This window comes from Halomonas sp. CSM-2, assembly GCF_002119345.1.
Lineage (GTDB): Bacteria > Pseudomonadota > Gammaproteobacteria > Pseudomonadales > Halomonadaceae > Vreelandella > Vreelandella janggokensis.
Genome location: NZ_NBYR01000012.1, coordinates 22026 through 44976 on the forward strand (window position 1 = coordinate 22026; position 22951 = coordinate 44976).

General features: G+C 55.4%; 17 protein-coding genes. 12 read left to right on the forward strand and 5 right to left on the reverse strand.

Going from position 1 to position 22951, the window contains the following annotated elements:
- The first annotated feature begins 6 nt into the window (after window positions 1-6).
- The 7 genes from B7L15_RS11660 to pelG all read left to right on the forward strand — a co-directional run bounded on the left by B7L15_RS11660 (window position 7) and on the right by pelG (window position 12457).
- Window positions 7-2817 (forward strand): bifunctional glycoside hydrolase 114/ polysaccharide deacetylase family protein, encoded by a 2811-nt coding sequence (locus tag B7L15_RS11660; protein WP_254902925.1) that lies wholly within the window; start codon window positions 7-9, stop codon window positions 2815-2817.
- Window positions 2804-6475 carry a tetratricopeptide repeat protein gene (locus B7L15_RS11665; RefSeq protein ID WP_176243679.1) on the forward strand — a complete coding sequence of 1224 codons (3672 nt, stop codon included), beginning with the start codon at window positions 2804-2806 and terminating at the stop codon, window positions 6473-6475. Before B7L15_RS11660 ends, B7L15_RS11665 begins: the two co-directional genes overlap by 14 nt.
- 81 nt (window positions 6476-6556) lie before the next feature.
- Window positions 6557-7096 (forward strand): hypothetical protein, encoded by a 540-nt coding sequence (locus tag B7L15_RS11670; protein WP_085919145.1) that lies wholly within the window; start codon window positions 6557-6559, stop codon window positions 7094-7096.
- Between the two features lie 7 nt (window positions 7097-7103).
- Entirely contained in the window at window positions 7104-8465 is a 1362-nt protein-coding gene (locus tag B7L15_RS11675; RefSeq protein ID WP_085919146.1) for a PelD GGDEF domain-containing protein, read from the forward strand.
- Window positions 8452-9465 (forward strand): HEAT repeat domain-containing protein, encoded by a 1014-nt coding sequence (locus tag B7L15_RS11680; protein ID WP_139839370.1) that lies wholly within the window; start codon window positions 8452-8454, stop codon window positions 9463-9465. Before B7L15_RS11675 ends, B7L15_RS11680 begins: the two co-directional genes overlap by 14 nt.
- On the forward strand, window positions 9462-11045 hold the full coding sequence (gene pelF, locus B7L15_RS11685; protein WP_085919148.1) for a GT4 family glycosyltransferase PelF: 1584 nt from the start codon (window positions 9462-9464) through the stop codon (window positions 11043-11045). The genes B7L15_RS11680 and pelF overlap by 4 nt, the downstream gene beginning before the upstream one ends.
- Window positions 11046-11071: 26 nt before the next feature.
- A complete protein-coding gene (pelG, locus tag B7L15_RS11690) occupies window positions 11072-12457 on the forward strand; it encodes an exopolysaccharide Pel transporter PelG (RefSeq protein WP_085919149.1) in 1386 nt (461 codons plus the stop codon).
- Here pelG and waaA read toward each other — a convergent pair.
- The 3 genes from waaA to B7L15_RS11705 are packed head-to-tail and all read right to left on the reverse strand — an operon-like array spanning window position 12454 to window position 16284.
- Window positions 12454-13767 carry a lipid IV(A) 3-deoxy-D-manno-octulosonic acid transferase gene (gene waaA / locus B7L15_RS11695; protein ID WP_085919150.1) on the reverse strand — a complete coding sequence of 438 codons (1314 nt, stop codon included), beginning with the start codon at window positions 13765-13767 and terminating at the stop codon, window positions 12454-12456. The two genes, pelG and waaA, sit on opposite strands and share 4 nt — an antisense overlap.
- The gene (gene hldE, locus B7L15_RS11700) at window positions 13767-15197 is read right to left on the reverse strand and encodes a bifunctional D-glycero-beta-D-manno-heptose-7-phosphate kinase/D-glycero-beta-D-manno-heptose 1-phosphate adenylyltransferase HldE (protein ID WP_085919151.1); all 1431 of its coding nucleotides are present in this window, start codon (window positions 15195-15197) and stop codon (window positions 13767-13769) included. Before hldE ends, waaA begins: the two co-directional genes overlap by 1 nt.
- Window positions 15187-16284 carry a glycosyltransferase family 9 protein gene (locus B7L15_RS11705; protein ID WP_085919152.1) on the reverse strand — a complete coding sequence of 366 codons (1098 nt, stop codon included), beginning with the start codon at window positions 16282-16284 and terminating at the stop codon, window positions 15187-15189. The genes hldE and B7L15_RS11705 overlap by 11 nt, the downstream gene beginning before the upstream one ends.
- Between B7L15_RS11705 and B7L15_RS11710 the strand changes: the two genes are divergently transcribed.
- Window positions 16283-16996, forward strand: a complete 714-nt coding sequence (locus B7L15_RS11710) for a 3-deoxy-D-manno-octulosonic acid kinase (protein WP_085919153.1) — start codon at window positions 16283-16285, stop codon at window positions 16994-16996. The genes B7L15_RS11705 and B7L15_RS11710 overlap by 2 nt on opposite strands.
- Here the strand turns inward: B7L15_RS11710 and B7L15_RS19980 are convergent, their stop codons facing one another.
- Together B7L15_RS19980 and B7L15_RS19985 are read right to left on the reverse strand one after the other, a co-directional pair.
- The gene (locus B7L15_RS19980) at window positions 16997-17578 is read right to left on the reverse strand and encodes a cupin domain-containing protein (RefSeq protein ID WP_441316954.1); all 582 of its coding nucleotides are present in this window, start codon (window positions 17576-17578) and stop codon (window positions 16997-16999) included. It lies immediately after the preceding gene.
- A 12-nt stretch (window positions 17579-17590) separates the two neighbouring features.
- Window positions 17591-18403 carry a mannose-1-phosphate guanylyltransferase/mannose-6-phosphate isomerase gene (locus B7L15_RS19985; RefSeq protein ID WP_369596862.1) on the reverse strand — a complete coding sequence of 271 codons (813 nt, stop codon included), beginning with the start codon at window positions 18401-18403 and terminating at the stop codon, window positions 17591-17593.
- 455 nt (window positions 18404-18858) lie between these two features.
- Here B7L15_RS19985 and B7L15_RS11720 point away from each other — a divergent pair, with 455 nt between their 5' ends.
- The 4 genes from B7L15_RS11720 to B7L15_RS11735 are packed head-to-tail and all read left to right on the forward strand — an operon-like array spanning window position 18859 to window position 22812.
- Entirely contained in the window at window positions 18859-20013 is a 1155-nt protein-coding gene (locus B7L15_RS11720) for a glycosyltransferase (RefSeq protein ID WP_176243680.1), read from the forward strand.
- Window positions 19947-20792, forward strand: coding sequence for a glycosyltransferase family 2 protein (locus tag B7L15_RS11725; protein WP_233337317.1), 846 nt, complete (start codon window positions 19947-19949; stop codon window positions 20790-20792). The genes B7L15_RS11720 and B7L15_RS11725 overlap by 67 nt, the downstream gene beginning before the upstream one ends.
- A 3-nt stretch (window positions 20793-20795) precedes the next feature.
- Window positions 20796-21833 (forward strand): glycosyltransferase family 4 protein, encoded by a 1038-nt coding sequence (locus B7L15_RS11730; protein WP_085919156.1) that lies wholly within the window; start codon window positions 20796-20798, stop codon window positions 21831-21833.
- A 4-nt stretch (window positions 21834-21837) separates the two neighbouring features.
- On the forward strand, window positions 21838-22812 hold the full coding sequence (locus B7L15_RS11735; protein ID WP_085919157.1) for a glycosyl transferase family 90: 975 nt from the start codon (window positions 21838-21840) through the stop codon (window positions 22810-22812).
- Window positions 22813-22951 lie beyond the last annotated feature (139 nt).

Sequence of the window (22951 nt, forward strand, 5' to 3'; positions counted from 1 at the left end):
GATGCTGTGGCGACTTCTCTCTTCCGTGGACTACTCTTAGCACTCAACATGCTAAGCAGTGCCCTGGTGTATGCGGCCACAACACCCGGCCAACCCAGCGTTGCGTTCTACTACGGCAATGACGCCCCCACCGAGCTTCTCTCGCAGTTCGACTGGATCGTGGTCGAGGCGGCCAATATTGACCATGACCAATCCCGTCAACTTAGACAGCACGGCGGGCAAGTCTTTGCCTACGTCAGTGTTGGTGAACTCGACGCATGGCGGGAAGCCAAGACACTTGTTGCCGAAGATGCGCTGGTCACCCGCAACGACGCCTGGAATAGCCAGGTCGCCGACCTGACCGCCCCCGAGTGGCAACGATGGTTGATTGAGGAACACATTCGACCATTGTGGAATGCGGGTTATCGTGGCCTGTTTCTCGACACTTTGGATAGTTATCGCCTATTTGCCCCTGAGGGAGACGCCGCTAAGCGCCAGCAAGACGCGCTGGTGGAGATCGTTACCCAGATCAAACGTCAGTTCCCCGATATGCAACTGGTGTTCAACCGGGGCTTTGAAATCCTTGACCGCGTTCACAGTGATGTTGCCGGGGTGGCCGCAGAGTCGCTCTATCGCGGCTGGAACCCCAGCACCAAGGTCTACGGGGCAGTGCCTGACGATGACCAGGCCTGGCTTTACGCACAGCTTGCCCGCGTTAGGGATGACTATCAGCTGCCCGCGATTGCGATCGACTATGTGCCCGCCAATAACCGCGCGTTAGCGCGAGACACCGCCAAGCGCATTCATGACGAAGGGTTTATTCCCTGGGTGAGTGTTCCACAACTCAATCAAATGGGTATCGGGCTGATCGAGGCCATGCCTCGGCGAGTGCTGATCCTGTTTGATAAAGCCAAGACGGAAGCTGGCGAGTTGGCCTACACCAACGCCCATCGTTACCTGGCAATGCCCCTTGAGTACCTTGGCTACGGCGCCGAGTATCGCGACGTCAATGAGCCGCTGCCCAGCGACACCCTGCACGGCCGCTATGCAGGCGTGGTCACATGGTTTAACGAGTCGTTAACGAATGCCCCACATTATGCCCCCTGGCTACAGCATCAAATGGAGAATGGCCTGCGTGCAGTCATCATCGGTGATCCAGGCATACCGCTCTCGGGCTCGTTGGGTACTTTAATGGGGCTGCGTGAAGTCAGCGGTCTTGTGGCTTCCTCGTTAACACCACTGGAACATGACAACCTGGTTGATTTCGAAGGGTTTCCACACCCGTCCCCCGCACCGCAGACCAGCTACCAGATACTCAACAGCGCCAACACATCACATCTGACGCTGAGCGATGACCAGCAGCGGCGCTTTTCACCGATCATCACCGGCCCTTGGGGTGGTCTTGCAAGCCACCCGTGGATTTTCGAGCAGGCCAGCGAAACGCAAATACGCTGGAATCTTGATCCCTTTGCCTTCTTAAAGCGCGCATTAGCACTCCCGGACATGCCGATCCCCGACGCCACCACCGAAAATGGCGCCCGCTACTGGATGACCCAGATTGACGGCGATGCTTTTGTTAGCCGCGCCGACATGCCGGGCACGCCCTTCACAGGCGAACTGATGCTGTCGGACATTTTAAGGCGCTATCAGGTGCCTACCACGGTGTCGATTATTGAAGGCGAGATAGGTCCTGAGGGCCTTTATCCCCAGCACCGCGCTACGTTAGAACCGCTAGCCCGGCGTATTTTCAGTCTCCCTTGGGTGGAAGTCGCAACGCACACCTTTAGCCACCCTTTCGAGTGGGAAAGCCTCAATGAAAACGACTTGGCGGGCCAGGGTGTAACTCTTGCCAATTTCAATTACAACCTTCCGATTCCCGGCTATCGCTTCTCGCTACGACGCGAAATCGAAGGCTCAACCGACTATATCAACCGTGAGCTGGCACCCGCCGATAAGCCGGTCAAGGTGGTGCTATGGACGGGTAACGCACTACCGCCGGAAAAAGCCTTGGCGATTGCCGACGAGTTGGGGCTACGCAATATTAACGGCGGCAACACCAGCGTTACCCAAAGCAACCCGACCATGACCAATGTGTCGCCCATGCTGCGCCCGCTGGGCCGCTACCTTCAGGTTTATGCCCCGCAGATTAATGAAAATATATATACCAACAACATGCTTGGCCCACTTTGGGGCTATCGGCGAGCGATTGAGACCTACCAGCTCACCGACCAGCCGCGCCGTTTAAAGCCTATCGATATTTACTATCACTTTTACTCTGCTGCGAGTCCCGGGGCACTGCGTGCGCTCCATCAGGTATATGAGTACGTACTCACACAAGAGACGTTGCCGCTTTTTACCAGCGCGTGGAGTGATGTCGCCACCCAGTGGTACCACACCGGTATCGCCAAGCAGTTAGACAGTGGCTGGCAGATCAAAGGGGCTAACCACATGCGTACCCTACGTTTACCCGCGGACATGGGCTGGCCTGATCTCGAGCGCTCTAGAGGCGTTGCGGGCGTGCGCGACATCAATTCGGGTCGCTATATCGCGCTCTCAGGTGACCGTAACGCCACCCTTTACGTGACGACTAGTCAACCGCAAGTACCTCACTTGCGCTATGCCAACGGGCGCATCACCGAGTGGCAGACAGGGTCGTCCGGGCAGCTAAGCTTAGGCCTTGCCGCCGAACAGGTACCATTAAAGGTAGCGCTAGCCAACACCCATAACTGTCAAGTCTCTGCCCCTGGGGCGCGTATTGAACAACGTGATAACGCCACTCTACTAGCCTTTGACCGCGCTGATGCTGAGCGTATCGAGGTGCGCTGTGCAACGCGTTAATCCCAAAGCCGGTACTGTGTTGCGTCAAAGGCGCCTGATCCGACCGTTGACCCTGCGCCTGGTGGCATTGGTCATCGCCTTGATGTTGGTATTGCTGTTTCCTGCCCACCATCTGCTGACCCTCGAAAGCAGCGACAGCATGCCGAGCCGTATTTCACTGCTGTACTCCCAGGCACTGTTAAACGCCAACCCGGATAACGTCGAGCTACGCGTCAATCTTGCAAGCAAACTGCTCCAGGTGGGCGACGCGCCGTTGGCTCGCACTATCCTGATGCCTCTGCATGACAATGAAGACAAGACGATTCAATGGCTGCGCCTGTCCATCGAGTGGCAATTGCTCGCGGCGATCAAAGTGGAGCAACCAGACCGTCAGCAAGCCGTGCAGCAGTTTCAAGCCATCCTGCAGGCTTTCCAGACCAACGCCCATCTGCCTGCGGCGTATTTAGAACGCATGGCGGACTACTGGCTGGCCACGGAGACCCCTTCACAGGCCGCTACACTTTATGAGCGTCTTGCTGAGCAGCAGGTCGACAGCCAATATCATTGGTTATCACTGGCCGGCTACTGGTGGCTTCGCGCCGGTCACCCGGAGCGCTCGGCCGCCGCCTGGCATCGCGCTTACCGAGTCGCGGAAATGCCCAGGGTGACACTGGGCTGGCTTTCCTGGCTGATTGCCTCAGCGCACGCCCAACAAGGCGATGATAGCGCCGAATCGCCGCGCCGATCTGCAGCTCTGGAAGCGCTACGCTCCGCCCAACAGAGCCAGCAGGACGATGGTGTCGAATACGCCCGCGAATACCTGGCCGCGTTTCCCAATGACCGCGAGCTGCTCGACCTGGGTATTCGCCTCGCACTGGCCCACGGCCAGCCTCAGCAGGCGCTTGGCTGGTCACAGCGACTCATCGACCAGCAACCGGACATCGCGAACCTAGAACGCCACGTCAACATCGCCCTGGGCCTTAACGAATTAGCCAGCGCGCTGGGGGCGCTCGACCAGCTACGCCGCCAAGACCCAGACAACACCGCTTACCTGGAGCAACTGACCCAAACTCAGCAGTGGTCCGGCGATGCCGCGGGCGCACTGCAAAACGCTGATCAACTCGCCCGTCAAACCGGCGAGGAAAGCCATAATCGCTGGGTCATTTCGCTGGCACTGAGTGTCCGCGACCGACCTTCTGTCATACGCGCCTTGAACCGCCTTGATGGCCAAGGCCAACTGACGCTGGAAGACCGTCGTTTATGGGCCGATTTGCTTGAACAATTGGGCGAGCCCGACGCCGCGATTGAGCAGATCCAAGCCTGGCAGGCATCCGGCATTCACGACCAAGCGCTAGGTATTCGCCTGGCCACCTGGCTTGGGCAAACCGGACGCCTGGATGAAGCGGCTGACAGTTGGGCGGCACTCAATGTCCGCTACGGGTCACAGCCTGAGTTCATCCAGGCCCAAAACCAGTTGATGAGCGAAAACTGGCAGTTGGATCGTGCCTTGCAACTATTAGGCTCGCCCACGGATGGCATCAGCATGGGCGCCAGCAATGACAAGCAACGCGCCGAGCTAGCCTGGCAGCTAGGCGATAGCCAGGCCAGCATGACGGCCTATCGCAGGTTATTTGAACAGGATAACCTGGACGCAGAAGGCGCCTCCCGGCTCATACAAACCGCTGCTGATAATGACAACCTCGACCTTGCCATGCGGGTGACCGAGTACCGCTGGGCCCAGGCATGTGACGGCGATGCCCTGATTCAAATGCTCTATCTGGCCCAGCGAGAACGCCAGACAGCATTGACCCAGTCGCTATTAGCGATGGCAGAACAAACCCCTGAAAGATTCGCTAATTCGTCGGATTATTGGGCTGCGTCGGCACAGCAAGCGCTGCTCCGGCGAGAACCTGACGAAGCGATCAACGCTTACCAACGCGCCCTGGAGCACTCACCCCAGGACCCTGGTCTTCGCGCAGGCATGCTATACGCGTTGATCGCCTCAGGGGATGATGAAGCAATACGCGAGCGCATCACAGAGTGGCAGGAGCAGGCCGTTCAGACGCCTTCCATGATGAGCGCCATGGCCGACGCGGAACGTTTTTCAGGCAACCTCGATCAAGCACTTGTCTGGTACGCCTTGGCAAGCGACGCAGGTGTATTGGATGCCTGGCAGCAGCTTTACTACGCCGATGCCCTCAGTCAGCGCGGTGAAGTAGCGCTGGCATTTAACATGCGCTTGGCCGCCTTCGACGAGCTGTCGCCAACCTTTACCTCACCGCTAGCGTCTCCTCTGAGCGAGGCGCAGCGCCGCGACCATACTCAGGCAATGGCAATAGTGGCCAACCGACATGGCCCTGAGAGCGTGCGCAGCTGGTACCACCAGCTCGTGACAGACGCCTTTGCCGATACGCCCCCCCAACCCAGCGACAGCGAGTGGCTGTTCGATGCACACATGGCCATGCGACAGCCCGTTCACGCCCGCTATTTGCTGCTCCGCGCCCAGTCACAGGGGTATGTCAGTCCCGCCTGGCAAACGTTGGCTGTGGCCTTAGAAAAAAACGATCGCGATACACTAGAAGGGTTATTGGATAGCGATGCGGGTCGCGCGCTTTCTGCCACCGATCGCTTAGCCATTATGCGCCAGCTTGACCGTCGACAAGACGCCTGGGCGCTCGCCGAACGGCTTACCGCGAAGGGCGTGGACCGACGGCGTGATGTCGTCGAGCTAGCCGCCGACATGCCTCACCGGCTGGCCACTTCGGCTAAATATCGGCGCTTGGGCGACTTGGATATCGACTCACAGGACGTGTCATATCAGCTAAGTGGAGAGCGTTTCTGGGGCCAGCTTGATCTGGTTCGTCGTCAGCTAGATAACCACGACGACGCTGTCGATAGCCAAGACCTCCGCGATGAACAAGCCGTCGAATTAACCGTGGGCCGGAACGGTACGCGCCTTGATACCGAGTTATCGCTGGGCCAGCTAAACACTGACCGTAATAACCGGCTTTACGGTGGCGTGTCTCAACGCTGGCAGGCCACCTCACGCCTGGCAGGCACGCTGTATGGCGAAATAAGCCATGTGTCCGATATTAGCGACTCGATGCGACTGCTAGCCGTCGAAGACCAGATTGGCATTCGCATGGAATGGACCCCTACCGCCCGGGACACTCTGACCCTGGACGCTCGTCACGTGAATCTGCGCAGCCGCGAAACACGGCAGACATTGGGCGATGGCTATCGGGTAGATGCCGAGCTACGCCATGCGCTGCTGAAAGGGGCTACCCGCCAGTTGGATCTCAGTTTGTTGGCCAATCATGCCGACTATTCCATCGGCCAGTTGCCTGACGATATCCGCCAGCGACTACCAGCCAATTTTCAAGCTGATGACTTGCTCACCGAACAATCGAGTTTTGTAGGGGTCGGCGTCGCGCTGCGACGCGGGGAACCCGCCAGCACTTCCCCTTTGCTGGCCTCACCGAGTTTCGAGGTAGCGTTGGAAGCGGGCTACCAGCTACCCGAAAAAGATATCGGCCTTAACGCCCGTTTTGCCTTGGGTAGCCGACTTTTCGGTAATGACGCACTCAGCCTGAGCCTGGAGGCTGACCAGGGAACGGGGAATGATGGCGACACTAACCTGGGCGTTTCACTCACTTATCAATACTTCCTGGGGCACTGAACATGCCACGGGCGACCCAACGGCAACGCCGTTACCCCACCACTGCTTGAGGCGCCGAGCTAGCGCCCTGGAGATACAGCGATGCGTATTCATCATTTGAGGCCGTTGGCACAGCTGGCACTTCTTGTTGGCGTGATATTACTCAGTGGCTGCGCGGTCACGGATGTTCACCGCTCAGAACCGCTAAGCCGCCAGGCGCAATGGGCATTACTGCCAATTGCCAACCATTCGGAAACACCGCTGGCAGGGCAGAAGGCGGAAGCCAGCCTTACGACGCTTTTGCATCAGCAAGGCATCAGTTCCCTGACCCAGGCGCCTCGCCCGCCCCAGCAAAATTTATTGGCGCTGCCCAGTGAGCAGGACTATCAAGCGGCTCTCAGTTGGGCGCAGCAGCAAGGGGCGCGCTATGGGGTGACGGGGTCGGTGGATGAGTGGCATTACAAAACCGGTCTGGATGGCGAACCCGCTATTGGCATCAGTTTGCGCGTAGTGGATGTCAACACAGGGGATATTTTATGGAGCGCCAGCGGCGCACGGTCTGGCTGGGGCTTCAGCACCACCAGCGGCGTGGCACAGAAACTGATGGCGGATCTCGTCGACACCTTGCCCGTACAGCAGTGAGGCCACAATGATCCTATCGACCGATGAACGTCAGCCTGCACTGCCCTCCCGCGGGTTAAGGCTTCTAGAAACCGCCGTCATCACTCTCGGGTTTCCGGTTATCGGCTGGCTCATCAACCCAGATGACCCCTTGCTACTGGGCAGTGGCTTAACCTGGCTATTGGCTATCGCCCCCCTGCTGGTGGGCATGCGCTATGGCTTTGCTCTGGGTTTCAGTAGTGGCTTGGTCAGCGTCGTATTGATGGGGCTTGAGGGATGGTGGTACCACGGTGACCTGCTAAACGACTCGTCACAACGCCTGCCAGTGGCCATCGCGCTGATATTGGTAGGCATGGTGGCAGGTGAAATGGCCGATAACTGGCGGCGGCGTTTACATCAGATGACGGTTGTCCACCGTGCGCAGTCGACGCGGTTAGAGGAGTTTATCCGCCACTATCAGCTATTGCGCGTTTCCCATGATCAACTGGCCGAGCGCTTGGCGGCCAACCCGTTCACGCTGCGTGATGCCCTGAAAGCCCTTGAAGCCAAGTACCAAGCACTTGCGCCTGGCGTCGATGTGCTCAGGCAACACGGCAACGAACTGCTGAATTTCCTGGCCCTGCATGCCAGGGTCCAAAAGGCAGCGTTGATACCCGTCGATCGCCAACAGCGATTACAGCCACAGTCTGTCACATGGTATGGCGGCGATATTGCGCTTACGTGGAGCGACCCGATGCTCTTGGCCTGCCTTGAACAACGCCGCATGATCTGCCTTAAAAGCGCAATGGATCAAGGAATTAACATTGATAACGCGCCACTGCTTGCCGTCGTGCCTCTCATTGATGTCGAGCAACGCATCTACGCTGTTGTAGCTATTACCGCTATGCCTTTCATCGATTTTCATCGTGGCCACTTACACCTGCTGGCCGTGCTGGGGGCTCAGTTGGGTGATCTGTTGCAACAGACCCAACACACACTGCAGGGAGAAAGCACTGACCATCGCGCCATCGTCGCCCAGTGGGTTCGACACGCCAGCGATCATCAACTGACCTCGCTGCTCATCACCATTGATTTCTCAACCCGGCTCAGCGACATCCAGATAACCTCCGCCAAGGATAGCATCGTCAGTGCGCAACGCGGCCTCGACCGTAGCTGGGTCACTCCAAAAGACGACGGTTCGCAGCGACTCTATGTACTGCTGCCGTTAACAAAACAAACGGCCTTTGCGATGTATGCCGAGCGGTTAAAAGAAACCATGGCCGCGCAGCCGGGTATCGGCGAGGCCTGCCAATACATTGATGTCAGCTACCAGGTCATTGACGGTCGGCGTTCGGCCAGGAAGCTGCTCTCGACCAAGATTCGCCCCGAGGCAAGCCATGCTCACGCCTAGTCCTGCAAGACGTTTATCAATCGGCATGCTCTGGCTGGCCGCGGGCTTTGGTGCTGAAGCCTGGGGTGCTCACATGTGGTTCGCGACGGCAAGTGTGCCTTCTTTACCCATCATGTTGCTACATGGCGCTGGCGCGCTACTGATGGCGGAAGGTATTCGACAACTATTGCCTTCAGGCTACCAGCAGCCCTTGATGGGTAATCTTCTACTGCTGTTTTTATTACTCTTCCTGTTGCCGGGTATCGGCTTACTGGGTTTATTGATGGCCGTGGTTCCCGCACTTTATGGGGCTACCCCAAAACGTGACGTGTCTTGGCAGGCACTGAATTTACCGCCTCTCCCTTACCAGCCGCTCTCCCCGCCCAGCCCTGAGACCACTGCCATGCGGGAAGGCTTAGCCAGTATATTGAGCTATTCCGATAGCCCAGTGCTGCGCCAGGAAGCCATTCTGGCCTGCCGCCATCTACCACGGCGCCAGGCGATCAATCTGCTTCGTCTAGGCCTGGCTGACCCGACCGATGACGTAAGGCTGCTGGCCTATTCCATGCTCAGTGGCATTGAGCGCGATGTCGACGAACGTATCCAACGACTCGTTCAGCACCGCGAGCGCGATGGTGACCCGCATGGGCATTTCGCCGAAGCATTGGCGACCCTCCACTGGGAATATGATTACCTTACCCTCGCCCAAGGCAGCACGACGCGATTCTACTTATCCCAAGCTCTTGACTACATCAATCAGGCCATCGGCCAAGCCAATCACGCTCATCGACAGCTCTTACGCGGCCGTATATACCTGGCCTTGAAGGATCAGCAAAGCGCCGAACAGGCCTTTCGCCAATGTGAAATGCTCGACATGCACGACGATGACCTCGCGCCTTATCGCGCCGAACAGGCCTTTCAAACCCGCAACTACCATATGCTACGCGATCATTTGTCACGACTGAGCCCTACGGCCCAGCAGCACCCTGTGTTGCACCCTCTAATGGAGTACTGGCGATGAACTGGCCGACACTGAGTCAACATGACGACCCGGCGGATGTTACTTTGCTGCTGGAAGGTACCTATCCCATGGTACGGGGAGGGGTAAGTGCCTGGGTAGACCAGTTGATTCGTGGTCTGCCACACCTTCGTTTCGCGCTGGTTTTCCTGGGCGGGAGCCGCGACCATTACCACGGCATTTTGTTTGAACGTCCCGCCAATGTGGTGCATCTAGAATGCCATTACTTAATGGAAGACTTGTCCCCGCGTCGCACCATCAAAGCTAGCAGAGGTCGAGCCAGCACCTTTGTCAAGGTCCGTGAACTTCACGACACGTTGCGTCAACCAATGGCGAGTGACCAACAGCGGGCACTATGCGACGTTGCCCGGATGATTGGCCAGCGGGGTGGCTTAAGTCAGGAGGATTTTCTTCACAGCCAGGAAGCATGGCAATACATTGTCGATCACTACCTCGAGCATGTGACAGAGCCCTCATTTATCGATTACTTTTGGTCAGTGCGCAATATTCACGCGCCGCTCTTCATGTTGGCGCGCATTGCCAACGCCTTACCAAAAAGCCACTGTCTACACGCCATCTCTACCGGCTATGCAGGATTCTTAGGCGCGCTGGCACACCATATCCATCAGCGGCCATTGGTGATCACCGAGCACGGTATCTATACCAAAGAGCGTCAAATAGACCTGCTCGAAGCCAAGTGGATTAAAACATCCCGGGATGCGCTGTCCCACGGGTTTCAGATCGATACCGGCTATATTCGCCAGATGTGGATCCGTTTCTTCCAGGGGCTTGGCCGAATGACCTACGCCAGTGCCGCGCAAATCACCACGCTCCATGAAGGCAACCGCTTGCGTCAACTGCAGGATGGGGCGACTGAGGCACGTACCCGGCTGATCCCCAATGGCATTAACATTGAGCGCTTTGCCCCGTTGCGCGATGCCACCGCGTGCAACCAAGCGCCCATTGTCGCTTTGCTGGGTCGCGTCACGCCGATCAAGGATATCAAGACGTTTATCCGCGCTATGCGCCAGTTGATCAGTCAATTGCCTGACGCCGAAGGCTGGATTGTCGGGCCGGACAGCGAGGATCCGACTTATGCCCAAGAATGCCGCGACCTGGTGGCACAGCTGGGCGTGGAAAAGAACGTGCGGTTTCTGGGTTTCCAACGCACCGAAGACATACTTGCCCAAGTGCGCCTGGTAGTGTTGACCTCAATTAGCGAAGCACAGCCATTGGTGGTGCTCGAAGCCATGGCTGCGGGCGTACCCGTGGTGTGCAGCGATGTCGGTGCCTGCCGCGAACTGGTCATGGGCCATCAGGATATTCACCAAGCGGCAGGAGAAATCGTACCGATCGCCAACCCCATGGCGACGGCCAGTGCCATGCATTATCTGCTTGCTAATCCGGCGGTATGGCACAGTGCACGCGCCACAGGTATTGCCCGCGTTGAGGCCCAGTACACCGATATTTTAATGATGGAGCGTTACCAGCAGCTGTATAAAGATGTCATGCAACCCTCTTTAGCCGCCAGCGATTCATCGGCACCCGCGGGCAGCCCACTATCAACATTAACTGCACGTTAACCCCTTGGCGCTGGGAGATCATATAGATGGCCGGCATTGGTTTTGAACTGCGGCGGTTGCTACGCCAGGATAGCTATTTCAGCCTGCTGCGTGCCTATGGCTACGCGGGATTGATCAGTTCCGGCCCCTGGGTGCTGTCCATTCTGGCGGTCATGGCACTGGGCATCTTGTCAGCAGCAGCTAGCCCCGCCAACACCCCCCATGTGACAGCGTTTCTGGTGTCTGTCACCTGGCTTGTCGCCGGGTCGCTACTGCTGACATCACTGGTACAGTTGCTGTTTACCCGCTTTGTTGCCGACCGGCTGTTTGAAAAGCGCGATGCCACGATCCTGCCCAACGTGATGGGGCTGCTGACGTTGGTCATGCTGGTAGCCGCCTCCGTTGGTAGCGCCCTGCTGTGGTGGACTTTCGGACAGACACCCTGGCTCTATCAACTGGAAATGCTGGTCAGCTTTGTGGTGCTTTGCATGATCTGGTGCGTCACCGTGTTTGTCGCAGGAATAAAAGCCTACCGTCAGGTACTACTGGCGTTTGCCGTTGGCTATGGGGCCACGTTTGTTGGCGGCATGCTGCTCAACGATTATGGGCTTGAGGGCCTGCTGGGTGGCTTTGTGATTGGCCAGAGCCTGCTGCTTTTCATGCTACTGGCCATGGTAATTCGACATTACCCAAGTGATCGACTGTGGGCCTTCGAGTTGCACCGTGCCGGGCAGTGCCAGCGTTCGTTGATCGCCATTGGGCTGTTCTATCAGGCCGGTATTTGGGCAGACAAGCTGGTGTTCTGGTTCAACCCGGCCACATCCGAGCCCATTATTGGCCCGCTGCGCGCCTCGCCGATTTACGACCTGCCTATCTTTTTGGCCTATCTTTCCATTGTGCCGGGAATGGCGGTATTCATCATGCGCATGGAAACCGACTTTGCCGAGCGATGCCATGCCTATTACGACGCCATAAGAGGTGGAGACACACTGGGACATATTGAGACACTGCGCGGTGAAATGGTCGCCAGCGTTCGCCACGGTATCTACGATATTTTTAAAGTACAGGGCATCACGGTGGCCGGACTGCTACTCAGCGGCCCACTATTATTTACCTGGCTGGGGTTTTCCCACTGGTACTTGCCGCTTTTCAATATCGATATTGTGGCCGTGGGAATCCAAGTACTGCTGATGGCCATCCTGAACGTGCTATTTTATCTTGACCGTCTCAAACCGGCACTTTGGCTTTGCCTGCTATTTTTGTTAAGCAACCTTGTATTCACGCTACTCAGTCAACTTCTCGGCCCAGTGTTCTACGGTTATGGATACGCACTATCGCTTCTTTTTACATCTTTAGTTGGCTTGGCCGTACTGGACCATGAGTTTGAACATTTGACTTACCAAACGTTTATGCTGCAACCCAGCAAGGGTTAATCTGGAGAGACCGCTAGCGACTGGGGTACGAGCTTACCAAGCCCGTGCAGGGTTCGCTTGAGGGCGCCCTGCTGGGCATTGATTACCGCCAGGCCAGCCTGGCCTTTTTGTTGCGCATCACAGGGATGGTCAAAATAACTCATCAGCATCTCGGCGAGGGCATCGGGGCTATCCACTAGAACGAGGGCGCCGGCGGCTAACAGTGGCTCGGCCACGTCAGTAAAGTTTTCGATTGAGGGCCCGCTCAACACAGGCCTGCCCAGGGCAGCGGGCTCCAGCACGTTTTGGCCGCCCAGGGGGACCAAACTGCCTCCCACGTAAGCCACACTGCCCGCCGCATAGAGCAGCGCCAATTCCCCCAGCGTATCCGCCAGGTAGACCTGGGTCTGCTCCGTTACGACTTGCTGTTCGCTGCGACGGCTGAGCAACCAGCCCTCATCGCGGCACAGGTAGGCAACCTCATCAAACCGCTGGGGATGGCGGGGCACCAGAACTAAAAGCGCGTTTGGATGGCGCTTACGCAACTGAGCATGCGCCTCGAGTAATAGTGTTTCTTCACCATCACGGGTGGAGCCCGCTACCCATACCGGGCGTCCACCCCACTGACGATGTAAGTACTCACCCTCCTCGAGAACCTCATCCTGAGGGGGGATTTCAAATTTCAGCGACCCCACCACGCTGGTTACCTCAGCGCGGCAACCCAGCGCGTTAAAGCGCTCGGCATCTTCCGGTGACTTGGCAGCCAGCCAGCTAACGTTAGCCAGGGCGTCAGTCATCAAGGGTCGCCAGCGCCGATAACGCTGGTAGGCGCCAGACGATAGCCGACCATTGACCACGGCCACAGGCACTGTCTGACAACGGCAGGCGTGTAGCAGGTTGGGCCAGAGTTCGGTTTCAAACAGCAGCGCCATCGCGGGTTTTACCCGATCGACAAAACGCCTGGCCGCGCCTGGATAGTCGAGCGGCAGGAAGCGGTGAACAAGCCGCTTCTGTTCGCTTTCAGGTTGTTCATGGATGAGCGCCTGGGCCTGCTGAGCGCCCGTGGCGGTCATGGTAGTGATCAGCAGGCTGTGCCGGGGATAGCGCTCCAGCAAGCCCTCTATCAGCGGGCGGGCAGCACGCACCTCGCCCACCGAGGCGCAGTGCAACCAGAGGCGCGGCGCTGAAGGCAGTGGATCAAGACACATACCAAGGCGCTGCAAACGGGAGTAAGTAGGTACTTGCTCTCGCCAGATACGCCACATGATCAATGGCGAAAGGGCATACAGTGCCGCTGAGTAAGCAAGCCGAGGCCAGTTGGGTGCCGCCATTAGCGCTCGCGATCCAGGATCGAGCTGATCATCGCTGTGGTTGAGACACCATCTTCAAAGCCCAGTACTTTCACCTCACCGCCATTGGCAATCACCGCTTTTCCACCGACAATATCCTCTGGCCGATAGTCGCCGCCTTTGACAAGAATATCCGGCAGTACGGCTTCGATGAGCGCTTGTGGGGTGTCATGGCTGAAGGGGACGACCCAATCCACCGCCCCCAACCCTGCCAGTACCTGCATACGGCGATGGAGTGGATTGATAGGCCGCGTCGGGCCTTTTAGGCGGCCGATGGAGACATCGTCATTGACTGCCACAATCAACCGATCCCCCAACCGTTTTGCCTGTTCAAGATAGGCCACGTGGCCCGCGTGCAAAATATCGAAGCAGCCGTTGGTCATGACCACTCGCTCGCCCCGGGTCTGGGCAGCTTGTACGGCCTCTACCAGTTGGGTTGGCTCAATCACCCCGAATTCAGCAAGCTTATCGCCGTGCAGGGCGGTATAAAGCTCGGCGATCGACAACGTAGCAGTACCCGGCTTGGCCACTACCAACCCTGCCCCCAGATTGGCCAGCATCATGGCCTCGGGCAACTCATGGTTTGCCGCCATTGCCAACCCCATCAGGCCAATCACGGTATCGCCGGCGCCCGTCACATCAAAGACTTCCTGAGCACGGGTCGGTAAATGCAACGGTTCATGCCCCTCGTAAATCAACGTCATGCCTTTTTCGCTGCGCGTGATCAATAGCGCGTCCAACGCCAGCTCAAGGCGCAATGCTTCACCACGCTTTGAGAGCTCTGCATCACTGCTACAATGGCCGACTATTGTCTCGAACTCCGTCAAATTCGGCGTTATCAGGCTGGCGCCGCGGTACTTACTGAAATCGCTACCCTTGGGATCGACCAGCACCGGCTTACCTTGGGCTCGCGCCAGGGCGATCAGCTTCTCCACCTGGTTCAAGGTGCCCTTACCGTAGTCGGACAGAATCATCACGTCGCAATCAGGCAGCGCCTGCTCCACCTGGGCCAGCAAATCCGTGGTATCGACACCGTCCAGGCGCTCCTCGAAGTCCAGGCGCAGCAACTGTTGGTTGCGACTCATGACCCGAAGCTTGGTAATCGTGGGTATCTCTCCGCTATACTGAAAGTGAGTACTTACATTCGAAGCCGACAATTGATGCGAAAGCAACTCGGCATTTTCATCTGCGCCCACCAATCCTGCCAGGCCAACCCGTGCCCCTAACGCCGCAATATTCAACGCGACGTTCGCCGCTCCGCCGGGACGATCATCCGCATCCTCGACGCGCACCACCGGCACAGGCGCTTCCGGCGATATGCGCGATGTGCCACCGTGCCAATAGCGGTCTAGCATCACATCACCCACCACAAGAACGCGGGCATGCTCCAGGGCGTTTAAATCAACTTTCATCGGTGGTTCCTGTTGTTGGGCGCGCAGCCGTATGTGTCAGCAGTGCCTCGAACTTGGCAATCACGTCATCGGTTTTGATGAGTCCCATGGCGTCGGCATGGCGAACGCGCTGTCCCCAGCTTACCTCTTCCACCAATTTTTGCTGGTAGGTATACAGCGCCTCCGGGTAGGCATTAACGGCGAAATCTCGCCATAGATAGGGCGCCGCGCGCTGCGGGTTGGTCGTCGCGTAAAGTCCTAGTGTCGGGGTCCCCATGGCGTTAGACATATGCGCAGGACCGGTATCCGGCGAAACCACCGCACGCGCGCCATCAACCAACGCTAAAAGACCTTTTAACGAGGTCTGACCAATGGCATTGATCACGCTGCCTGGCTGGCAGAGCATTTCAATTTGCTCCCCGATCTCCCGCTCGAGGGAGCTGCCTCCTCCAGTCAACACGCTTTTCAGTCCGTGCTGTACCCACGCATATTCAATGACGCTTGCATACCCTTCCACCGACCAGTTACGGAAATTACGCAGCCGCACGTTACTGCATGGATTAATCACCAGATAAGGGGCTTCACCGCTGATCAAACGCGCTTCATCATAAGCGGCAGGAGGTACCGCCAAATTCCATTCCAGGGGCCCCTCTTCGACACCCATCAAACGCGCGAAGTCCATGAAAGATTCCAGTACATGAGGATTGGTCCTGGGCGCAATATGCAGTTGGGTAAATCGGTGCTGGGCATCTTTGGCCCGCGCCTTGTCGTAGCCCACACGCACATTGGCCTTCAGACCAAGCGATAAAATACTCGCCCGAATGGCTTGCTGCATATGCAAAAGCACATCGAAACGCGTATCCGCCAGCTCGCGCCATAGGGCGCGCATCCCCTTGAGCCCCGTCGCTTTGTCGTACACAACAAACTCGACCCCGGACAAGCCGGCCAGTAAACTGTATTCACCCTTGCCGATGATCCAGGTAATGCGCGCTTGTGGCCATTGGCGCTGCAACGCTCGCACGGTGGGCACAAGGTTGCAGACGTCTCCTAACGCCGAGAGGCGCAGAATCGCAATATGGTTAGGTTGAGCAGGCAGAGAGGGCTTCATGCGCTTAGCGGCACTCCGGCAAGGAAATAATCTGATTTTACATGATGCAGACAGTTTATGTGACGCTGCCACGTCACACCAACCCGATCCCGCCCTGTTCAGCGCTGAGTACTGGCGATCCCGCGATTTAGTGGTCGGCGAAGCCCCTGGTCGGGGCAGCAGCCTTTTTTTACAGGCCTCCCCTGAAGAGCAATGGGTTTTACGCCCTTACCGGCGAGGCGGTCTAGTCGCCAAACTAAGCCAAAAACGCTATTTCTGGCTAGGTGCTGAGCGCACCCGCGGCTTTCAGGAAATGCGCCTCACGGCCAATTTATTCGAGCAGGGTTTACCTGTTCCACGCCCTATCGCCACCTGCGTGGTTCGCCATGGACTCAGCTACGAAGCCGCCTTGATCACGCAACGCATCACCGGCGCAAAAGCGCTCGCCGAGTTGATCGTCAGCCACCTGGCAGATGAAGCGCTCTTGCAACGCGTAGGTGCCATGATTCGACGCTTTCACCGTGCCAAGCTTGATCATGTCGATCTGAACGCCCGCAATATTCTGGTCGATGCCAGCGGCACGCCATGGCTGATTGACCTGGACCGCTGTCGGTTGCGCCAACCGGGGAAGTGGCAGAGCGCCAATCTGGAGAGGCTTGAGAGGTCCATTCACAAGTTTGATTCCAGTCTATCGATCTCCTCTATTCTGCAAGGATATCGCGCTACGAGTTGATCAAACGCGGCCGTATTGATCCTCGAAGCGAATAATATCGTCTTCACCCAAGTAGCTGCCGGACTGAACCTCGATCAATTCGAGAGGCAGCGTGCCGGGGTTTTTCAGCGCGTGAATCTGGCCGATGGGGATATAGGTCGACTCGTTTTCACACACAAGGTAGGTCGCCTCTCCGTTAGTCACTTCCGCCGTGCCGGATACCACTATCCAGTGCTCTGCCCGGTGATGATGCATCTGTACCGAGAGCTTGGCACCCGGATTCACCGTAATACGCTTGACCTGATAACGCTGGCCCCTATCAACCGATTCGTAGCGCCCCCAGGGACGATAGACAACGCGATGATTGTTGAACTCGTCGCGACCTTCAGCCTTGAGTCGCTCGACGATTTTTTTAACGTCTTGCGTCTTATGCCGATCAGCGACTAATACCGCATCCTTGGTTTCGATAATGACCAGGTCTTCCAAGCCTATCGCAGCCACCAGGCGACTCTCGGAACGCAGCATGGTATTGCGAGTATCTTCCTGGATAACATCACCATGATAGCTGTTACCCGCCTCACACTTATCGCTTAACTCCCATATGGAAGCCCAGGCTCACAGATCGCTCCAGCGCGCCGCCAAGGGCACGACGGCGGCATGCTGTGTTTTCTCCATCACGGCATAATCGACCGAGATGTCCTCGCATCGGGCGAAAGCCTCGTTGTCGATGCGCGTAAAATCCAGGTCATTCTCTAGCTGAGCCATTGCCTGATGGCAAGCATGCAGCATATCGGGGTGGAAGCGCTCCAGCTCTTGCAGGTAGCAGCTCGCTCGAAACAGGAACATGCCGCTATTCCATAGATATTCACCACTTTCCAGGTAAGCAGTCGCCGTCGCCGCATCAGGCTTTTCGACAAAACGCCTGACACCAAAGCCCTGCCCCAGTGATGTCCCCTGCTGAATATAACCGTAACCAGTTTCTGGGAAGGTGGGTACCACACCGAAGGTGACCAAATAATCAAGCTCTGCGAGAGCCTGCGCCTTCTTGATACTGTCATGGAACGGCACAATATCCTGAACCTGATGGTCAGCCGCCAACACAAGCAGTAAAGGGTCATCGCCGTCTTGTGTCGCGGCAATGGCCGCCAATGCAATCGCGGGCGCCGTATTGCGCCCGACCGGTTCCAGCAATATAAGACGATTATCCGACCCTATCTGGCGTAACTGTTCTGCTACCAGAAAACGGTGTTCCTCATTGCATATGACGATGGATGATTGTGTTTCAAGCCCGTCCAGACGCCCTAGCGTCTTTTGCAGCATGGTAGGCCCACCATCCAGTGACAGGAATTGTTTGGGATGCAATTGACGCGATAATGGCCATAGTCTCGACCCAACACCACCCGCCAGGACAACAGGCAATAATGACATATCAGAATATTCCTAGGGTTATGAGGGCGCCACAGTATTGATTGCCGGGGCTCGAAAAGGTTCGGGTATCAGGCTGTAGCATAAACAATGCATATCAGGGATTTGTCTTTCTTTTTAAAGAACAAACACTCTTCCCACTCTCAACTTGCCATCCCCAAGTGTTAGTTACCAGCCCTCCTGATACTCGACTATGCACATAGACGTCCAATCCAACCTTCTGAGGGCTTGTTTCGTGTAAGCTGGTTCTATGGCACGCTAACAGATACTTCCTGCAACTTCCCGATATCAGCCTGATGACTTGCTAACGCCCTGGCACCTGTTCTCAAGGATATCTTTCACATCTGTACTGCAATTTCTGAGACACCTGCTGTCGTGATCCACAATTCGCGATGCGCCCAGCGGCTCCAATACAACCCTATTATGCAACCTCCGCTACACCAAAAGGATTCACCTTCATGAAGGTATTGATTGTCGTTCGTACGTTAAAAATTGGTGGGATGGAACGCGTAGCGGTGAACCTTGCAGACAGCTTTGCAGAACAGGGGCATGAGAGCCACTTGATGTATTTCAAGTCGCGCCCACCCCAGTTGGAACCGAGCAATGACCACGTCAATGTTCATCGTTTCGAGCTTGCACGTGCCATGTGGACATCAGGTATAGGCGGCGTCATCGAGATCGCCGCACGCCTGTTCAATAGCGTTTTACGCAAAAGCTATTTTTTATTATCAGGATGGTGGGGCGGAAAACTGTTTAAGCGCGAAATACGCCGCCTAGAGCGCCAATACGGCTCTTTTGACCGAATTATCTTTCGTGGTATTGGCACCTTCGAAACGGTTTGGTCTTTCCAGGACACGCGCGCCTGTTACGTTCTGGAAAATATCGTCAAGCCAACCTTAGGCCACAATGCCTGGTTGGAGCGACTGAAAGCACGCTGCCTATTTCATAATAAACATCTAATTACCGTTTCTCACGGGGTCGAAAAACAAATAGCGACGACAATGCAGGCGCTAAAGGTAGAGCCTTTATCATTGAAAACCATCACAAATCCCTGCCCTGTAGCCGCCATCCAGCAGGCCATGAAAGATGACTTCCCGGAGCGACCCAATTTCCCTTATTTACTCAACGTGGCCCGCTTAGTACCGCAAAAGAACCATGACCTCCTGCTGAGGGCGTATGCCAAAATGAAAACGCCCCTCCCGCTTGTGATTGTCGGCGAGGGGCCATTACGCAAAGAACTGGAGGCGCTTGCCATTGAGCTTGGAATTGCTGAGAACGTTATTTTTGCGGGCCGCCAATTAAATCCTTACCCATGGATGCACCATGCTCGTTTGTTTATCCTGAGCTCGGCACATGAAGGTCTTGGCATCGTACTGCTCGAAGCGCTGGCCTGCCAAACCCCTGTTGTTTCGGTCGATTGTCCAGGCGGGGTACGTGATATCATGACCGGTGATTTGGAAGCTTACCTGTGTGAAATGACACCGGAGGCGTTAGCAGCCCGTGTTGATGGCATTCTTGACGCTGGCGGCTACGCTATTGATGAAGGTTGGCTGGAACGTTTTTCACCAGCACACATTACTTCTGCCTTTTTGCAAGAGATGCCTGTTTCATGATATCGGCTAATATTATTGCCTTTAACGAAGAAGCCAATATTGCGGACTGTATTGCTTCCGCTCGCCAGGTTTGTGATGACGTTGTCGTCGTAGATTCAGGCAGCCAGGATCGAACCGTGGCGATTGCGACCGAGTTGGGTGCCAGAGTGGTACATCAGGCATACTTGGGCGACGGCATTCAGAAAAATGTTGCACTTGAACATGTCAAGTATGACTGGGTTCTGAGTCTGGACGCTGATGAACGTCTTACCCCAGAGATGGTAGAAGCGATTCGTCAGCTTGAGCTCGCGGCAACCGAGCACGACGCCTTTGCCTTTCGGCGACGCAACATGATTGGATCACGCTGGATCCAGGTCTGCGGCTGGTATCCAGATTACTGTATTCGACTCTACAACCATCGCCATGCACGCTTTGCTGACGTCAAGCAGCACGCAAAAGTCATCGCCGCCAATCCAAAGCGACTTGATGCGGATATGATACACCACTCTTTTGATAACCTTGGGCAACTGTTTGCCAAGCCAGGGCGTAATTTCAGTGGTCGCGCGGCCAAAATCATGTTCCAGAAAGGGAAGCGGGCTAACGCTTTCTCACCGTTTGCACATGGGCTAAATGCTTTTGTGCGTAAATATGTATTACAGCGCGGCTTTATGGGCGGGGTTGATGGCATGACCGTTGCAGTCAGCGCGGGGCTCAATAGCTATTTGAAGTATGCCAAGCTACTCGAGTATCAACGTGATCCCAAAGTGCTTGAAGCGGAAGATTTTAATAAGGTTTGGTGATCAATGCACATTACTCATGTCAATTTGGCGCGCGGATTTCGTGGCGGCGAGCGCCAAACTGAGTTATTAATCAAGACATTGGCAGAGCAGTCACACAACGACCTTTCACAAACACTGGTTTGCCGTCGCGACTCTCCCATGCGTCAACACCTGCATGGCGTAACGAAACTCACGTTTCAGACAGCCGATCATCAGTTGGCCGGACACTTTCATCTCGGCGACACTCAGTTGGTACATGCTCACGATGCAAAAGGCGTTCATTGGGCCTATTTGCACTATCGTTTAAAAGGCACACCCTATTTAATTACTCGTCGTGTTGATGCACCCGTTAGGCAAAAGTGGTTTAACCAGCAAAGTTACTCGCATGCATCCGCCCGAGTTGCCCTTTCCCAAGTTATAAAGCACCTTCTGGAAGACAGCCAGTGGGGCAATGTAACGTTGATACCGAGTGCCTATTCACGTTTAACGCCTAAACTTGAGGCCGCCAACAGTTTTCGTGAGGATTTTAGGGATAAATTCTTGGTAGGCCACGCAGGCGCCGTGGTCGATAGCCATAAGGGTCAGCGAGTGCTACTGAAGGCTGCGCAGATGCTTGAACATCAAGCGCCGGATATACACTTTATTTTTTTAGGTGATGGTAAAGATGCAGAGGCACTAAAAGCAGAGTCGTCGTCGCTTGGCAATGTCTCCTGGCTCGGATTTAAAAGCGATATTGCCGATTATCTGGCTGGCCTGGATATATTTGCATTTCCGTCACGTAATGAGGGATTGGGTTCCGTTATTCTGGATGTCATGCAGCTAGGCATCCCCGTCATTGCCACTGATGTAGGCGGCATACCCGATATCGTCAAACATGAGCATACGGGATTACTTATTCCCTCCAGCGATGCTGAATCGCTGGCTAAAGGGATTATTCGTTTACGTGAAGATCCAGCTCTTCGTCAACAGTTAGCTCAAGAGGCCACTGAGCATTTGGATCAATACAGCCCTCAGTCAATGGCAGCATCTTACTGGCATCTCTATCAATCAATAGTGAATTAACATTATGCTTGCAACGTCTGCAAAAGCACATAAAAACTTTCACAAGCTTAGCTTTTATGCCCGACATACCTTTCACCGCCTGATTCCAGGGGCTTTTCTTCAGCGTCAACGAAAAAACTTGCTTCGCAAGCTTAAGAGCTTTTCAGAGGACGAGCGGCAAATAATACTTAATCGTATTAATTACTGCAATCAACTGGATGATAACGTTGAACTTCCCGAGCAGGCCATAACGCTATCTAGTTTCAAGCGTGAGAAAAGTGGCACTTATTACTTGGATTTACTCAGCGTATTGCGCTATTTTCCACCTGAGCTACGCTTCTGTCATCGCTTTGGTGATGTAACCACTGTGCCCGACGTGCCCACCTTGGTTAAAAGCCGCCCCATCAGTGACCACAATCAAAACTCTGTTTTACTTAAGTTAAACCGCGTTCGTCATTACTACACAGTAAAAGATCCTTACCGCTATGATGACAAGCTTGACCTCGTGGTATGGCGTGGTTCTTGCCATCAAGAGCATCGGCGTCAATTCATCCGAGACTTTTACGATCATCCGCTATGTAATGTGGGTGACATTCACAAAAATGCGCTTGGCCAGCCTTGGCATAAACATTTCATGTCGGTCCCGGCGCAATTGAAGTATAAATTTGTGATGAGTATCGAAGGCAAGGATGTTGCAACCAATCTCAAATGGATAATGGCCTCTAACTCACTGTGCTTCATGAGACGACCACGCTTTGAAACATGGTTCATGGAAGGCACATTGCTGCCTGGATATCACTATGTGCTACTCAAGGATGATTACTCTGACCTTGAAGATAAAATCATCTACTACCGGGAACACCCCTGCGAAGCAAAAGAGATTATTCGCAATGCCAACCGTTACGTAGATCAATTTATGGATACCGAAAAAGAACGTTTGGTCGGCCTATTGGTTATGCAAAAATATTTCGAGCGTACCCATCAATTTTTCTCTCATTAACGCTATTATTAACATCCACCGATCTCGCTTCAATTTGATTCTCACTATTTAAATCAGGTAAATGTCATCATTCATTATCGCTTTTTCTCTAAACTGGATAACGTTAGGTTAGCCATCATTGCCATCACCCTGATCGGTC